Raw genomic sequence first — 16,926 nt, 5'->3', positions numbered from 1 at the left:
GATGAAAAAGTATATGTTGTTCAAACAGGCACAAAAACGATTGAACGCTGCCTCCTCATGACCACCGACCCCGGCGACCTTGTCCTCGATCCGACTTGCGGCTCCGGCACCACCGCTTACGTTGCCGAACAATGGGGCCGCCGTTGGATCACGATTGATACTTCCCGCGTGGCGTTGGCACTGGCTCGCGCGCGTATCATGGGCGCGCGGTATTCTTATTACTTGCTGGCAGACAGCCGCGACGGGCAACTCAAAGAAGCTGAGATCACTCAAACCATTCCTTCCGACGCGCCCACGTACAACAATATTCGGCAAGGCTTTGTTTACGAGCGCGTGCCACACATCACGCTGAAATCCATTGCCAACAACGCCGAAATCGATGTGATCTGGGAGGAGTATCAAAAGACGCTCGAACCGCTGCGCGAACAGCTCAACAAAGCGCTAAAAAAGAAATGGGAAGAATGGGAAATTCCGCGCGAGGCCGAGGACAAATGGCCCGACCAGGCGAAAAAACTGCATGCCGAATGGTGGAAACAGCGCATCGCGCGGCAGAAAGAAATCGACGCTTCGATTGCGGCGAAAGCCGAGTTTGAATATCTCTACGACAAGCCGTATGAAGACAACAAGAAAGTCCGCGTAGCCGGGCCATTCACGGTCGAAAGCCTCTCGCCGCATCGCGTTTTGGGGGTTGATGAAAACGACGAGTTGATCGACAGCGTGGCAGATGCGAAGATAGGCTACGGCAAGCTTTGGGATTTCGCCCAGGTGATTTTGGAAAATCTCAAAACCGCGGGCGTGCAGCAGGCGCATAAAGAAGACAAGATTGACTTCACCTCGCTTACGCCCTGGCCCGGCCACTACATTTGCGCCGAAGGACGCTATCTTGAAGGCAAAGCCGAACGGCGCGCGGGCATTTTCATTGGCCCGGAATTCGGCACGGTCAACAAGCCCGATCTTGTGGCCGCTGCGCGCGAAGCCGGTGATGCGGATTTTGACACGCTCATCACCTGCGCGTTCAATTACGATGCGCATACTTCGGAGTTCAGCAAGCTCGGCCGCATTCCGGTGCTCAAAGCGCGCATGAACGCGGACCTGCACATGGCTGAGGATTTGAAGAACACCGGCAAAGGCAATCTCTTCGTCATCTTCGGCGAGCCGGATATTGACGTTCTTCCCGCCAAAGACGGCCAGATCAAAGTGAAAGTCAATGGCGTGGACGTGTTTCATCCCAACACCGGCGAAGTGCGCAGCGACAGCGCCGAGGGCATTGCGTGTTGGTTCATCGACACCGATTACAACGAAGAGAGTTTTTTTGTGCGCCATGCCTATTTTCTCGGCGCCAACGATCCGTACAAATCGCTGAAGACCACGCTCAAAGCCGAGATCAACGAAGAAGCCTGGGCCACGCTCCACAGCGATACTTCGCGCCCCTTCGACAAACCCAAATCCGGCCGCATCGCGGTGAAGGTGATCAATCATTTGGGGGATGAGGTGATGAAAGTGTTTAAGGTGAAGTAATGTGATGTGATCTCCGTAGGGCCTGCCCCCGCGGAGATCAAGACTGACAGCGAAGGAGACAGCGATGACTCCCCTCTACACCTCCGAAAACTGCAAATCCTCCTTCAAGCTCTGCTGAACCCTCGCGGTCTTCTGGAGAGACGCGCCCGTCGCAGCCGAACACTGGATCGAAGAGCTGAAACCTCTCACCGAAAAAGACGGCGTCCGCATTCTCGACTACCGGCTCAAGGACGGCGTTGCCAGCCAGTTTCTGCTCAACACACTTCCGGAAGTATCGCTCAGCAGCGCCATTCGTTCGGTGAAGGGCCGCTTGCAGCATCAAATCCGCAAGCAAGTTCTCAAAGCTTTCAAAGAGAACTACTCGATCAAAAGTATCGGTTCCGCAAAACTCGACGTCGTGCAGCATTATCTCGATACCCAATTCGAGCATCACCCCATGGCCGCCCTGGAAGTGCAGGCTCGGTTTGGCAAATACCAAATTGACAATGCGCATGCGGCCCTGAACTCCATCAGAAGAAGCGCGCACGGCGAGTTTCTTTACAACCTTCACCTGGTTCTCGTGCATGCCGGGCGCTGGCGTGAGATTCGAGATGATCGCTTGACCAGAAGCCGGGATTTGATTGAGCGCATCGCTGTGAAGAAGAAGCATCTGCTTTCCAAGGCCAGGCTGTTGCCCGACCACATTCATTTGACATTAGGCTGTGATGTTAAGGAATCGCCCATGGAAGTTGCGCTCGGGTATCTAAGGATCGACGATTAAATAACTTTCCCAATCTCCAACCGCGAATAGACGCGAATCATCGCGAACTAAAAAGCATTAGCGACCATTCGCGTTGATTTTAGCGGCCCCCGTGGGCAAATCTGTTGGTGGTCTATCCGATTGAAACACTCTATACCTTGGCGAATCACCGCGCCGATGCGGCTGCCGCCGAAATCTTCAAATTACTCTTGACATTGCTGGATCATCACCACCACGTCGACGTGGTATCGCATTCAATTTTCACAAAGGGAAAATGGAAAGATCAGCAGTTTATTTTGGACGAAAATGTGCATGATGCCGTCATTTTCCCGTATGCAGAAATTCTCTCTAAAGCAACGGCAATCATTCAGCAGAATGGCGCAGGGCAAACGCATTATGCTTTCAGTGAGCCGCACAGATTACTCAATAGCCAAACTGTCGCCTTGCCTATAGATCATCGTGCAAAGAATTCGGTTGAGGTTTTGAGTTGGTTGCAGGATCAGCCTAAACTCCGGCCGGTCAAAGCTCCTAACGTTGCCTGGGTCAGTTTGACACGAATGCCAGGAAAAAACATCATCACCCTCACGCCGTGGCGTCACAGGGGTTACGATGAAGGCGAGGTTTCTTACGCAGAGAAGGTTGTATCGATTTCTCACTGCGAAAAACTTTCTAGGGTGATTTTCTCTGAAATCGTGTGAAGACTGTGTTCCCTCAACCACCTCGCATCTCTTCGAGCAGCTTCCAGCAATACCACTGCATGCGCGGCAGGTGGAACGGCCCTTTCCACATATTTCCTTTCAGCCGCGTGGAGAGACTGCCGTCACGATGCAGATAGCCAAACCATTCGCCGTATTCTTTATCCGGAAAATGCCGGTATGCCCAGTCATGCACCATTCCGTGCCACCGCAAATATTTTTGCTCGCCGGTCAATCGATACGCGAGCAGGGTGGCGATGATCGCTTCGTTGTGCGGCCACCAGAACTTCATGTCATGCCAATACTCAGTGCAAGGCAATCCCTTGGCATCGCGATAATACAAAATTCCTCCATACGTACCGTCCCACCCTTTCTGCCATGACCAGTCGAGAATCTGCGCGCCCAGCTTGCGCAAATGGGCGTCGTTGTTGCGCTGCTTGGCCTCGTGCAAAATGAACCAACCGGCCTCGATTGAATGGCCGGGACAAATCATTCGCCCCTCAAAGTTATCGATGAACTCGCCGTTCGGACCCACGGTCTCCAGCACGGCTTCGAATTCGGGTTTCATGAAATCGCGTTCGATCTCAGCAATGCTCCGGTCGATCCATTCCTGCGCCAAAGGGTCGTTAATCGCATCGCGCAATACTTGTGCAGAGACGATCATAATCATAGGAATTGCCAACGCTTTGAGGCTGCGGGTTTCCGGGCGAATTTTGGGTTCCAAAAGTCCGGGGGTGGTGAGATGTTTGATCACGAGGCGAAACAAATCGCTCGCCTCCTGCGCAGCTTTTTGCTCGCCCGTAGCTTTGGCATAAGCGGCGAGCGCGATCATGCCGAACGTTTCGGTGAAAATGTATCGCCGCTTGCGCAAAGGCCGGCCCTCGCGCGTGACACTGTAAAACATTCGGCCATCATCATCGAACCCATAGCGCCGGATGAAATCAATGCCGTGTCTGGCCAATTGCAGCCATTCCGGTCGCGGCTCGACAGTGTTGCAAAGCGTGGATAGCAACCAGACGTAACGACCATGTATCCACATTGGTTTATCCGTGGAAAGCACGCTGCCGTCTTGATCGAGGCAAAACAAGAATCCGCCCTGGTCGCGGTCGATGGCATGTTTTTGCCAAAACGGCAACGTGTCGTTCAGCAGGCCATCGCGGTAGACGGTAATCAATTCATCGATTCGCTCGGGTTTCAACATAAGACTCTCCTTTTTCATCGCGGACAAGAAAGTCCGCGCTCCCTTCAAACATCGGATTCATACCTTGCGCGGCAATCAAATCATCGCAAAGATGGCAAATTTGGTCGAGCGTTAATTCCGCCGTCGTGTGCGGATCGAGCATGGCCGCTTGATAAATGGCGTCGCGCTTGCGCGTGAGCGCGGCTTCAATCGTCAAAAGCTGCACGTTGATGTTGGTGCGGTTGAGCGCGACGCATTGTTCAGGAAGATCACCCACAGAACAACCTTGCACGCCGTTGCGGTCGACCAGACAGGGAACCTCCACCACCGCTTTATCCGGCAAATTCGTGATGAAGCCGTGATTCAAAATGTTGCCGCCGATGCGGAACGGCACATCGGTTTCCATTGCTGCCATGATGTACGAGCCGTATTCATCGCTGCGCGTATGCGTCAAACTTTTGTTATGCACCAACTCTTGGCCGCGGGTTTTCCACTCCTCAATCTGCTGAATGCAGCGCCGGGGATATTCGTCCGGCGGAATGTTGAATTCTTCGATCAATTCCGGATGAAGTCTCTTGATCCAGTACGGCATGTATTCGGCGCTGTGCTCGGAGCTTTCGGTCACATAGTAACCAAAGTGGCGCATCAACTCGAAGCGCACCATGTCATCATGTTTGGGCGCATCCTTTTCCCGCGCACGGCGATTCATGTCTGCCGCGCGGCGCTTGATCTCCGGATACAAATCATTACCCCCATCACCGATTTCGAGCAACCAGGCTTGATGATTGATGCCGGCAATTTTCCACTGGAAATTTTTGACACTTTCCAGGAGGCCGACGCGTTTGAGCAGATGGGCGCGCAGACTTGCACGGAATGGCATAAACCCACCGTGCTAATGCCGGAAGCGCGCAACATGGCGGCAGTGACTATGGCCATGGGATTGACGTAATTGATAAACCACGCGTCCGGACAGACTTCCTCCATGTCACGGGCAAAGTCGATACACACCGGAATCGTCCGCAACGCCCGAAAAATGCCGCCGATACCGAGCGTGTCGGCGATGGTCTGGCGCAATCCGTACTTTTTCGGAACCTCAAAATCGATCACGGTGCTGGGCTCATAGCCGCCGACTTGGATGGCATTCACCACGTACTTGGCATTTTGCAGGGCTTCTTTGCGATTCTCGACGCCCAGATGCGCCGTAGTGTGAGCGCGATTCTGATTGATGCTCCGGTTCAAGTTCTCGAGCATCAGCTTCGATTCAGCGAGGCGTTCGGCATCAATATCATAAAGCGCAATATGCGACTCACGCGGCGGCGCCATCAACATGCAATCGCCCAGAATGTTTTGGGCAAAAAACCGTGCTGCCGGCCCACATAAAAGTGATTTTTGCCATGAACTTATCCTTTGGACTTAAAAAGCGTTTTCACTTGCGAAAAACTTTCTATCCAGATAAATCATCTACGAGCATGCAATGTATTAATCACACCATTTTACCCGCGAGCAAGAAAGTAATAAAAAATCTCTCTGTTCAAATAGTCAATTTCGCTGCTGACCTTAAAAATGATTGAGGCGTGTAAATACACATGATGAGAATTGCCGGCCTCGCCCCAGCAAGATTTTTTTGACGCTATTCGCATCACGCTTGTACCTCCGCCGCTAACCGCTGAGCCAACCGTCTCTCCGCAAAAAAGCCGCAGAAATTCTTTTCACATCATGAACGGGAACAGCAAGACTGGTGAAGAAATCATAATTGTGACACAATAGGTGATCTGTCAATCTTGCCGATGCCATATGAATTAAAGATGATTAGCATGGGAGAATCGGACAAAAGGATTTTGGTCTAAATTCTATTCAACCTTTTGATCCAATCAATCTTGTCAAAAGAAAACTACGGGGCGCAACGTTGAGTCACCTGACCAGCGTCAGCTTGCGCACTTGCGTGAAATTTCCCGCGTCGAGGCGATAGAAATACACGCCGCTGGGCAGCACCTATCCGGCATCATTCCTCCCGTTCCAAGACACCTCGTATCTTCCCAACGGCTGCGATGTTGCAACGAGCGTGCGCACTTTTTGTCCCATCAGATTGTAGATTTCCAACAAGACGAAAGCAGTTTTGGGGAGATCGTAGCGAATCGCCGTTCTTGTGCCGGTTCGCAATCGTTCTTGCGGCAGGGGATTGGGATAATTTTGGTGAAGTTTGAACTGCGCTGGTCTCTCGTCGCCCGATCTGTCGTTCACAGAAAGCGGCAAGCCATGAATGAACGCACGCAAGAGCGGCTACTCAATAACAGCAAATCCCAAGAGCACACGTTTCACCGGGCCGACACCCGGTGCGTACCATTCGACCCAGTCATCGTCATCGCCGGAGAATCGAAAGTGGAATCGATAACAATCGGTGAATGTACCGGCAAGCACCGTACTTTATCCGGCGCCGCGCCGATCGGCTGCACCCATTGCAGTTTGCCTTCATCCGTCACCCACGAATTCAATCCTTGCCAAGCTTTCTTCACCACGGGCAAATATTCGTCTTTACTCAAGAGTCCGTTGTTTATGCCCCAGGCCAAGGCATAACAAAAAAATGATGAACCGCTGGTCCCCGGATGCGGCCCTTCCTCGGGATCCAACAGGCTCGGTTGCCACAAACCGTCTTCTCCCTGAACCTTCTTGATCGCGGCGGCCATCTCTTTCAGCAACATCACATAGCGATCACGGCAAGAATCATCGCTTGGAAGACATTGCAGCACTCGCGCTGTGCCCGCTATCACCCAACCGTTGCCTCTTGCCCAGAAGGTTTTGCTGCGGTTGGGTGTTTTCTTGTCGAAATAAGATTTGTCTCGAAAGAATAGATGTTCTTCGTTGTTATAAAGAAAATCATGAGTATCCCAAAACATGGTTTTGAGAAATTCGAGATAACGTTTGTCGCCGGTTGCCGCAGCCAGTCTGGCCAACACCGGCGGCGCCATGAACAGCGCATCGCACCACCAATCCTCGCGGCCGGGCTTGGGGACGGCGATGAGCGAATCAAATGTGCTCTTGACGTCTGCGATCATCTCGGGCTTTTTCATAATCTCATAGATTTCCAGAAACGCCTGGCCGCGGGAATGATCGTCGGCATGCCGCAGGCGATTGGCCCGTTTCCAATTCAAAGACTCAGGCCACTTGATCGCGGCATGCGGGTATTTCTTTTCCTGCATCGTTCTGTAGGTGGCCATCACCCCGGTGTAGAAAGCGGCGCGCGCCCAGTCGTTCTCATTTCTTTCGTTGATTGTTACCGGGTTATTCAACTGCCAGTCACACACGTTTTTCATCACTTTGGTGATGAAAGGCTTTGAGAAAACATTGTTCTCGTTTTCCTGGCTCCACGCAGCGGAGCTGATGAACGCCACGAAGGCAATAATCAAGCAGCCTGCGTATGAAATTCTCCGGATGGTACTCAAGCCTCAACCTGTTCTTTCAAGCCTACCTTCCGTTGAAAACCCAAATCATTGATTGGGAACGGAGCGATGCGCGCAAAATACTTTCCAGTGCCCATCCTTCTGCACAAAAAGAATGCTCTCTGCAAAAGGCATAGATATTTGACGACCGCCTTGCAGCGTCGCTGAAGACACGCCTTCTCCTATCCAAAGAGCTGCATCCGGCGAAATTGCAGTGACATTTTTCTTGGTATAAGAATACACCAAATCCTTCAAGCCCTGCAGGCCTTGCTTGGTTGCGTTCAACGCGTCCTGGCGCGTCCATCGAATGCGGCCATCGTCGATGATCACGCCCTTGTCCGTTTCCAGAACATGTGCAAAGAGAGCATCACCGTCGCCTTGCTGCGCGGCTTGTTGCATTTTTGCTTGTGCATCAACATGGCCTGCTCAATGGCTTGTTCCTGCTCACTGGACATCTTCTTGGAATCGTTCTGCGTCATCCACGCAACCGGGACACAGGCCAGCAAAAGTAAAGCCCTCAGAGTGTTTGACATGATTCATTCTTCTTTCAGAAAACCAACGTGACGATTGAATGCGCTGAACTGCTCGTTTTCACCGCACGGTTTTCAATCCACGTGTGGAATTCAATATCCTTTTCGGTTTGATTCATGACCACCACGGCAATTCTCCCGTCGGGTTTGAGAAATGCCGTTGCCAGAAGATCATCGTGATTGGAAGAGCAGATGATGCGCTTCGCGCCGGGCCGGATGAATTTCAAAAAATGCCGAGATAGTAAAACGAGTTGCGGAAATTCATGTCTGCCTTTCCTTTCTTTGAACTGCTCATTCTTAGCCGATTGAACTGATCACTCCTACTCTAACTCGTTGTTGAAATTTCGTAAGAATTTAGCCGTTTGAAGTTTTCGCGCACTGAAATGGAAATCCCACTGAATTGCACTCAAAAAGCTTAATTTCTGTGGGCGTTTTTTTGTTCTGGGTTCATTTAGCTAAATTCTTGCGAAATTTCTAAAAGCGAGTAAGAGTAGGGGTAAGAAAAAAAGCAACCAACAACCAGTTACAAGCAACCAGCCCTATCTCACCAAAACCAATTTTCGGCTGAGCGTGGCTTGCGGGGTTGAAAGCCGGTAGAGGTAGAATCCGCTGGTCAGGCCGGCAGGATCAAAATCGATGGAATAAATGCCGGCGGTGTTCAGTTCATCCACCAAAACGGCCACACGTTGTCCGCGCGTGTTGAAAACTTCGAGGCGTACGTGGGTGCGAGATGGCAACTCATAAACAATGCGCGTGCCGGCATTGAATGGATTGGGATAGTTGGCTTCCAGGCGAATACCGTGTGGGTGCTGCACGGCAGCAGGCTGATTAACCGAGGTTACTTCGTGCAGTTTCACTAACTCAATTCCTTGGCCAGCGCCACGGTCGCGGGAGTATTTTTTATCAGTAACGTTGTTCCAGTGCTCGTGCGCGCCCAGGCTGGCGAGCACGGTCCCGTCTTTTTCGGGATCGTATCGAACGCCGGCGGGCCAGTTGGTCGAGTCCGCAGCTTGATGCAGATGATCGTCAACGCCCGCCATTTGCGGATAGGTTTCGGCATGTTTGTCGCTGGTGAACTCGGCTTTGAGAAAATCAAAACAGACAGATTCCAACGCCACCTGATCCTGCGACATAAAAATGGAAGAGGGCCAGTCATTATTGAAAGGCGCCATCTTGAATTTGACCGGACGAAGATTCGCGCCCGGTCCGCCCCACAGACCATCCACGACATTGAGAATGGTGTTGCCGCCTAACTTCTCGTGCCCCATTAAATCGACCAATACGCGATAAAGCCCGTAGCCATCACGCTTGGGATCGGATGTCGGCCAGCCGTCAGGATTGACCAAGCCGTTGTGCACATGCAAAGCGTTGGTGCGGGTGTGCGATCCAAAATGGCATTTGGCCACAAATGTCACGCCGGCCCGTTCATGAACCTTCAGGGCGGCCACGTTGATCATGTAATCAGCCTGCTCGATGACACTGTACAACTTGTCGTCGTAAATCGGAACGCCCTTGGCGGCATCGTTCCAATCGCCTGACCGCAACACCGCGCCGCGATCCGAATAAAACAAAATGGGCGCGCTTCCTGGCAGCGATTTGGTTCGTCCGTTTCCTCCCACGATCGAAATGTAATTCACATTGGGAAACTCGGTGTGCCAAATCTCCCAGTAATCGTTGGGCACACTCTGAATCGGATCGCCCACCGAAATGTCTTCCTGCGCAACGCCGGCGGAATGGACCAATTGCCGCAGAAGAGCCAGCACCGGTTGCGGAGAAGTCTTGGCCATGGTATAGTTGTTCAGGCCGCTGTAATTGTGCGAGCCATCCACCGGCGTGCTCACCGCATTGGTCTTGATGAAGATTTTTTGGCCGGGTTGATAACCCACGGCGCCTCTGTTCTTTTTCTCATTAAAATGAATGAACAATGCATTCCACGCTTCGCCGACTGAAGGCTGACCGATCAAACTCAGTATAGATTCGTCAACCATTGCCTGGATGACATTCATATTCGAATTCTTCGGCTCGTGGTAGGCTTCTCCCCAGTTGTCGTTTTTGCAGTTCTCGTTGGTGGCATCCGGATTCCACGCCCACACCACCCGTCCCGGAAAAATTCCCTGGCCAATGCCCATGGGTTGATTGGGTGTGTCCAGATAACGTGAATCGGCATAGACAAAAGGCCGGTCGGCTTGAAAAGCAATGAACCCGCTGATTACGGCGATCATCAAAAACATTGCGGCAATCGAGTAGCGGGCGTTTTGCCAATGCGCCTTCACCTTGACCATGGCAAATGCCGAGGTGGCCAGCGCGAGCAGATACAGCACAAAAGCGGAGGCAACCGGAAAAGCGGCACGCATGCAGGGATAGGCGGCCCGGCTCGGTTTGGGAATCACGCGCACGAGAAACCAGATCAGCGCGCCGAGCCCGATGAGATGGAAAAATAGTTTTTCAAAGATCAAACGATTAGAAGATTGATCATTGGTAGGTTCACACAGCTTGGGGTTCGTTTTCATGATCATTTTCTCCAAAACCCTGTTGCTAAAGATGTGATGCGGTAGGTATTGTGGCAGGAAGAATCAGCCAAAACAAAAACAATGACAGAAAAATGAAGGACAGAGATATAAGCCGAGCGTAGTAATTTTTTTGCCCCGCATTTTTCTGTCATTATTTTCTTGGTTACGGAGCGCCGCCGCCAATTTTCGCATCAACCAATAGACGGGCCACACCTCTCCCAGGATCGTATCGCTTCGAATCATATAAAAATGGGTGCCCGTGTCCCAGTAGAAATGCTTGGAGTAAGATGCCAGAATCCCTCTGTAAAGGATCTCCACGTTATTCGTGGCGGGATTGACATTCAGGATGGGGTCCGGAGAGTCGGTGGCGAGATACAGGTTGCCATTTGCAGCAAACATCATCCCTCGAATCGTACGCGAGCCATAATCGGTGGCAGACAAGTCGATCACCATTTCCTGCGCTCCGGGATTGCCCGCAGCATCGCGTGGGTGACGCCAGACAATGACGGAGCTTGAAGTCGTGGCTCTGGCGGCCACATAAACAAAACCATTGTAGACACGCACTGCGATGATCTCGCTGGCGGCATAAAAGCCCGATGCTTTGGTGGTGAGATCAGGAGCCACAATGCTGGAAGGCTTCGCAGGCTTTTCGTCGCATCTCTGCACTCTGCGACGGCTCAACTAAGCTCGCCGAAGTCGAGTTTAGGGCGCCGTCGTCGCAGGTTTCAGCACAGCCCGCGCTTGCCGCCGGCGGCCGAGTCCTATTCTGAAAATTGCCAATCAGAGATCAAGTATGTTCAGCAATACCACGCATTATTCAAGCTGGCTGAGAGGGCTTGATAGGGCTGCTATACTCGGCGAGCTTATTTGGATACAAGAAACTCGTCGGCGCCAAGCAAGAAGTAGCCAATACAACCGGCAACAGCTTAGAAAACAACGGCAATAGAGTCAAGCAGAAAGTTGACATCTCCGTTTTGCTTGCCTGTTGATGTTGCTGCCAAGAGGTTTGCAGACAAAATGAATTTGATTCGGTGCAGAGAGAGGAGAGGTCGAGTTATTCAAGAAGTGGCCCACGCCCCATACCTTCACATTGGTAAGCGCCGCTAACATTCTCGTCAGGAGTGTATCACGGCGCTTGGGCTGCAATAAAATACATCACTCGAAGGGCGCTGTCACGAACAGATGGAACAAAACATTCCTATCGCAATCGTTCGTAACTCTTGCCATCTGAAAAATCGTTGCCACAACTGCTTGTATTGTCGGATGAAAACGCAACGTCTCTTCGAGAGATCACGGGACAAATATCTGGCATAACGTTTGACTCTGCGATAATCCGACGTGACGAACGAGATTAAAAAAAACGCTGTCGCGTACAAACTTTTAACATGAGTCATTCTTCAGCAAGTAGTCAAAAAAAATATGGCGCAGGCAAGGAGGCCTGCGCCACCTGATAGAGCTGAGGAATCCATACAATAAAACTCCGTTTTCTATCATATGACGAGGACTCACAGCACAACAAGAATACGCCGCGTGATGATGGTGCTCGCGCCCGTGTTGATCGCCTTTTTCAGCGCGTGCGCAAGTGGCCGGCAAACGTTGTCATCGCCGCCTGCCGCGCTGCCGGCAACGGGAAAAACCGAATATCGCATCGCGCCGGGCGACAACCTAATTATCAAGCTCTACTATCATCCGGAGTTAAACACCGAAGTGTGGGTGAGACCGGACGGTTTTATCTCCCTCGAGTTAGCCGGCGAAGTCAAGGTGGCAGGGCAAACTCCGGCAGAAATTGATTCGGTTTTAGAGCTAAGATATGGCCTCAAGCTCGTCAATCCCGAGGTCGCCGTGATCGTCAAGAACTCCATTACACTCAAAGTCTTCGTCGGCGGCGAAGTGCAATCGCCCGGGCTGGTATCGATTGACGGCGGCATGACGCTCTTGGGCGCGATTTTTCAAGCCGGCGGTTTCAAATCTTCGGCGCAGCTTTCGCAGATTGTTTTATTGCGCAAGGACGATCGTTCCAATCAACCTCTCACGCTGACCTACGACGTGCGCGGCGCTTTGCAGGGAAAGCATGCGCAAGCGAACGTCGCACTTAATCCTTACGACGTCATCTACGTGCCCAAATCAGGAATTGCGCGCGCGAATCAATTCATGGACTCATTTATCGAAGGGTTGTTGCCGATGAGCACGCTTTCCGGTTTTGCATGGGTCTATGCCCTGGTAAAATAATCCAGAGATGGCGCTGGCGGCAAGGTTGCGCCGGCGCAGCGAACCAATATCTTCAAATGCTGGAGAAGCCTTCAGATGTTAGTGAACAATTCCAATCTGTTGAGCTTACGGGATGGCCTGCAAGCGATCTTCAAAAACCGCGGCCTGGTGCTGCTCCTTTTTGTATTGACCGTGGTTCCAGTCGGCATTGCGACATTCACCGCTGAAAAAGCCTATCGTACCACGGCCAAGGTTCTCGTACGTCGTGAAGACCGCCCCGCAGCGTTGAGTCCCTACTATTCGCGCTTGAATCAGGAGGAGGATATCCGTTCCGAACTCGAGATCGCCACCAGCCGGCCGGTTTTGGAAAATGTCCTGCGTGCGAGTTGGGCCACCGGCCGGAACCTCGTTCCCAACGATCGCCCCGCTTCTTCATACGCGTTGCCGGGCGATGACACAATCAGCGAAAAAACACTCGACCGCTTTCGCGCCTTCATCACGGTTGAAGCTGTGACCGGGTCGAACGTGATCGACATCAGCTTTGAAGATACCGATCCCGAGCGTGCGGCCTGGTTTGCCAATGCCTTGACCAATGCCTACATCTCCTACAATGCGCAAGTACACGGCAGCGTCGAGGCGGAAGATTTCCTCAAAGAACGCATCGAAGAAACACGGGCGCGCTTAGATAGCCTGGAACGCGTGCTCAATGCGTATCGCGCCGCCACCGGCCTGGTGGCGCACAGCAAGCAGGAAGATTTGATGTATGAGAAATACCGTTCGGCCGATCAACAGCTTGTACAGCTGCACGAACAGGTGGAAGTGCTGGCGGAGAAAATCCAACGGTTGCGGCAAGTGCGCAGCGCCGGCGACTCACTCGGGATTCCGACCGCGGAAATGGATGGTCATCCGTCTGTGCGCCTGCTTTATACCCGCGTGACCGAACTGCGGCTCCAGCGCAATGCGCTCACGGAAAAATATCAAACCGATCATCGTATCGTTGCGGATCTCGATAAACAAATCACCGGTGTGCAAGCGGAACTCACGGCCGAGGTGGAACGTCTCCTGGCTCTGGAAAACGAGCGGCTGAATTCGCTGCGGGAAAAAGAACGTGTGCTGGCCAGAACGGTGGCCGGGGTCAAGAACGACATCAAAGCACTGCCGGAAAAGGAGCGTGTATTGAATGAATTGGAATTGGCGATTGACAACGCGCGCCGCGTTTATTCGCTGCTCGTCATGCGGCGCGAAGAAATGAGCGTCGAAAAAGCCACGGACCGCCGGCTTTCGCGCATTACAGTGATCAGTCCTGCCGGCGTGCCAGACGAGCCGGTCAGCCCGCGCCCGGTACGCAATATGAGCCTGGGCGTTGTCATCGGAATTTTGATGGGAATTGCCGGCGCCCTTGTGCGCGAGTATTTTAATGGCACCTTCAAAGCGCCGCACGAAGTCGTGCACACCCTAAAGGTTCCGGTGCTCGGTGTGATATCTGCCGAAAAAAATATCCCGCTCGCTTACTCCTTTGACCGCAAACCAACATGATCGACCTTAAAAACAACGTCAATGCCCGGCGGAACGGCCAAACAGCCGTAAAAATCAACCGGGGGCTTCATGATGATAAGGCAGGTTCGAACGCCGCAGGGGAAACGAGCGAGTCTCTCACCAATTTTCGCACGTTTCAGTATGTGGCGGAACAGGCGTTGCGGGAGCAGGACCCGAGTATGGCCTTGACGCTGACGAATGAAACCGTCACAATGTTTCGCGCCCTGCCGCTGGCGCAGCCCGAGATCGAAAAAATTCGCAGCGAAATTCAAGTTCTGCATCAGCGCCATCAAGGCGCGCTAAGCTTGGGCCTTGCCAGCGCACACTGCGGCGAAGGCACCTCGACCATTCTCGCCAACCTTGTGCTGGCGTTCAAAAACACAAATCTGCGCGTTCTGATTGTGGATTTGAACATGCGTCACGCCAATCTGGCCAGCCTGTTCTCTCTTCCGGATGGCCCCGGCTTGATCGACCTCATTTACGCACGCCGCCGCTTTGCCGATGTGATACGCGTGATCAAACCGAATAAAATTTTTTTGTTGCCCTTTGGCGTGAACGCCCGAAATGCGCCGTTCAACCTCGAAAACGCTGTGCGCGCTATCAACAAAGCCGGCAAGCAGAGCAAACATTTCGACCTCCTCTTGTTCGATTTTCCGCCGTTGAACGAGGTGCCGCAAGGACTGTTCGTTGCCCGCCAAATCGACGGTCTCATTCAAATTGTGCAAGCCGAGCGCACGCGCGTCGAAGTCGTACGCTCGCTAAAAAACAGGCTGGATCACCTCGGTATTCCGTTGTTCGGCGTTGTGCTCAACCAGAGGCGTTTCTACATTCCCCAAGTTCTCTACGAAAGTCTCTAAACCAAAGGAGATGGTTTCTATGAAAGTCGTTATTCTGGCTGGAGCGAGCGGAGCCCGCTTGTTGCCGCTGACACAAATCCTTCCCAAACCATTGCTGCCCGTGGCGAACACGCCCATGGCGATTCATGTTGTGCAGCATTTGAAACGCTCCGGTTTCACCGATCTGATTTTTTGCCTGGATCGTGAAAATACCGCATTGATGGAAGTCTTGGGCAATGGCGATCCCTGGGACGTGGTTATTCGCTATGCCGTGGAAGATCGTCCCGCCGGCACGGGCGGCGCGTTGCACCAGCTTGCCGGCCTGCTCGCCAACGAGCCTTTCATCGTCATGGGATGCAACGTGCTCTTCAATTTCAATCTGCGCGATCTCGTCAAGCAACACATTCGCTCTCTTGCCGACGCCACTGTCCTGGTTTCAAAACTGTCTGCGGTTTATGATTGGGGCCGCAGCGAAGTTGTGGAGGTTTCGGAAAACGGCCGCATGGCGCGCATCAACCGCGGCGACGGCGTGATTCAATCGTCGCGCTTCTTTCCCCTGGGGATCTATTGCTTTCAACCTTCAGTGTTTCAACACTATCGTCAGGGCGAAAGCTTTCTCGACATCAAAGAACAATTGCTGCCGCGCTTGTTGGAAGCCGGCCTCAAAGTGAACGCACAGCAATTGACCGGGGAGTGGCAGGATCTTTTCAATCTTTCAGATTATATGAAGCTGAACGAAGGCGTGCTGTCAGGCCGCTTCGGCAACATTACCTATCATCAGCAAATTTCGCCAAACGTCTGGGCCGGTCCCAATGTTCGCATCGGCAGCCGCGTCAATTTTATTTCGCCCGTCGTCATCGGCGACAATACGGTGATTGACGACGACGTGCAAATCATCGGGCCAGTCGCCATCGGCGCCGATTGTTTCGTCGGCAAAGGCGCCACCCTGCGCGAAAGCACGCTGTGGAATCGCAGCCGTGTGGCGGAAGGAAGCTGGATCGAACGCTCCGTGATTGCCCGTGACAGCACAGTTGGCCCACGCCAATATTTGAAAGGCACGGTCGTCGTGAAAAATCAATTACACGCGGCAACTGTGAATTTGCTGGAGAAGAACTACAATATCACGACGATTGCGTCTGCCAAACCCGCGCCGGCTTTGGCCGGGCAACAGCGCCGCCGGCTTTACAATTTCAGCAAACGCGGCATGGATCTTTTTTTCGCCCTGTTTTTGTTCATGTTTTTTCTGCCGATCATGGGCGTGCTCGCCGCGGCCATTAAACTCGACAGCCCGGGGCCGGTGTTTTTCCGCCAACGTCGCTGCGGCCTCGGCGGCCGGGAGTTCTTCATGTTCAAATTTCGCTCCATGGTGCAAGACGCGGCGCAGCGCCAGCACGAGTTGAAACATCTCAATCAGGTCGATGGCCCAATTTTTAAAATCGAAAACGATCCGCGCATGACACGCGTCGGAAAAATTCTCCGTAAGTTCAGCCTCGATGAAATTCCGCAATTGATCAACATTTTGCGCGGGGAGATGAGCTTTGTTGGCCCAAGGCCTTTGGCGCGCAAGGAGCTCAAGTTCGAGCCTTCCTGGTCTGAAACCCGCCTGCAGGTCAAACCTGGACTTACCGGGCTTTGGCAAGTCAACGGTAGAAGTGATTCCTCGTTTCGCGATTGGGTGGCGATGGATAAGTATTACGCTACGCACCAAAGTCTGCTTTTGGATCTAAAAATCTTGTT

14 protein-coding genes and 1 pseudogene are annotated in these 16,926 nt (G+C 52.6%); 7 read left to right on the top strand and 8 right to left on the bottom strand.

Features of this window, described 5'->3' with window-relative positions; all coding sequences use genetic code 11:
- From FBQ85_12870 to FBQ85_12860, 3 genes are all read left to right on the top strand, one after another.
- Positions 1–1,518: site-specific DNA-methyltransferase (locus FBQ85_12870; protein MDL1876045.1), on the top strand; the 1,518-nt coding region annotated here is incomplete at its 5' end.
- 310 nt (positions 1,519–1,828) lie between these two features.
- Positions 1,829–2,278 (top strand): hypothetical protein, encoded by a 450-nt coding sequence (locus FBQ85_12865; GenBank protein MDL1876044.1) that lies wholly within the window; start codon positions 1,829–1,831, stop codon positions 2,276–2,278.
- 107 nt (positions 2,279–2,385) lie between these two features.
- A complete protein-coding gene (locus FBQ85_12860) occupies positions 2,386–2,955 on the top strand; it encodes a hypothetical protein (protein ID MDL1876043.1) in 570 nt (189 codons plus the stop codon).
- Positions 2,956–2,968: 13 nt separating this feature from the next.
- On the opposite strand, the gene FBQ85_12855 is transcribed toward FBQ85_12860, so the two are convergent.
- The 8 genes and pseudogenes from FBQ85_12855 to FBQ85_12820 form a co-directional block, all read right to left on the bottom strand.
- Positions 2,969–4,153: an N-acylglucosamine 2-epimerase gene (locus FBQ85_12855; protein MDL1876042.1), complete on the bottom strand. Its 1,185-nt coding sequence runs from the start codon at positions 4,151–4,153 to the stop codon at positions 2,969–2,971.
- A pseudogene (locus FBQ85_12850) lies at positions 4,128–5,528 on the bottom strand (alpha-glucosidase/alpha-galactosidase). Before FBQ85_12850 ends, FBQ85_12855 begins: the two are co-directional and overlap by 26 nt.
- A 596-nt stretch (positions 5,529–6,124) precedes the next feature.
- Positions 6,125–6,406: a hypothetical protein gene (locus tag FBQ85_12845; GenBank protein ID MDL1876041.1), complete on the bottom strand. Its 282-nt coding sequence runs from the start codon at positions 6,404–6,406 to the stop codon at positions 6,125–6,127.
- Between the two features lie 41 nt (positions 6,407–6,447).
- The gene (locus FBQ85_12840; GenBank protein MDL1876040.1) at positions 6,448–7,536 is read right to left on the bottom strand and encodes a hypothetical protein; all 1,089 of its coding nucleotides are present in this window, start codon (positions 7,534–7,536) and stop codon (positions 6,448–6,450) included.
- A gap of 81 nt (positions 7,537–7,617) precedes the next feature.
- Positions 7,618–7,968 (bottom strand): DUF4440 domain-containing protein, encoded by a 351-nt coding sequence (locus FBQ85_12835; GenBank protein ID MDL1876039.1) that lies wholly within the window; start codon positions 7,966–7,968, stop codon positions 7,618–7,620.
- 148 nt (positions 7,969–8,116) lie between these two features.
- Entirely contained in the window at positions 8,117–8,326 is a 210-nt protein-coding gene (locus tag FBQ85_12830; protein ID MDL1876038.1) for a hypothetical protein, read from the bottom strand.
- A 312-nt stretch (positions 8,327–8,638) separates the two neighbouring features.
- Entirely contained in the window at positions 8,639–10,615 is a 1,977-nt protein-coding gene (locus tag FBQ85_12825; GenBank protein ID MDL1876037.1) for a DUF362 domain-containing protein, read from the bottom strand.
- 57 nt (positions 10,616–10,672) lie between these two features.
- Positions 10,673–11,290: a hypothetical protein gene (locus FBQ85_12820; protein MDL1876036.1), complete on the bottom strand. Its 618-nt coding sequence runs from the start codon at positions 11,288–11,290 to the stop codon at positions 10,673–10,675.
- A gap of 813 nt (positions 11,291–12,103) precedes the next feature.
- Here FBQ85_12820 and FBQ85_12815 point away from each other — a divergent pair.
- From FBQ85_12815 to FBQ85_12800, 4 genes are all read left to right on the top strand, one after another.
- Positions 12,104–12,838, top strand: coding sequence for a sugar transporter (locus tag FBQ85_12815; protein ID MDL1876035.1), 735 nt, complete (start codon positions 12,104–12,106; stop codon positions 12,836–12,838).
- 75 nt (positions 12,839–12,913) lie between these two features.
- On the top strand, positions 12,914–14,353 hold the full coding sequence (locus tag FBQ85_12810; protein ID MDL1876034.1) for a hypothetical protein: 1,440 nt from the start codon (positions 12,914–12,916) through the stop codon (positions 14,351–14,353).
- Entirely contained in the window at positions 14,350–15,210 is an 861-nt protein-coding gene (locus tag FBQ85_12805; protein MDL1876033.1) for a CpsD/CapB family tyrosine-protein kinase, read from the top strand. Before FBQ85_12810 ends, FBQ85_12805 begins: the two co-directional genes overlap by 4 nt.
- 10 nt (positions 15,211–15,220) lie before the next feature.
- On the top strand, positions 15,221–16,926 hold a 1,706-nt coding region (locus FBQ85_12800; protein MDL1876032.1), incomplete at its 3' end, for a hypothetical protein.

This window comes from Cytophagia bacterium CHB2 (assembly GCA_030263535.1).
In the GTDB taxonomy this organism is placed as follows: domain Bacteria; phylum Zhuqueibacterota; class Zhuqueibacteria; order Zhuqueibacterales; family Zhuqueibacteraceae; genus Coneutiohabitans.
The sequence above is the reverse complement of the archived record's forward strand: the minus strand, read 5'-3'. Positions and strand labels throughout refer to the sequence as shown.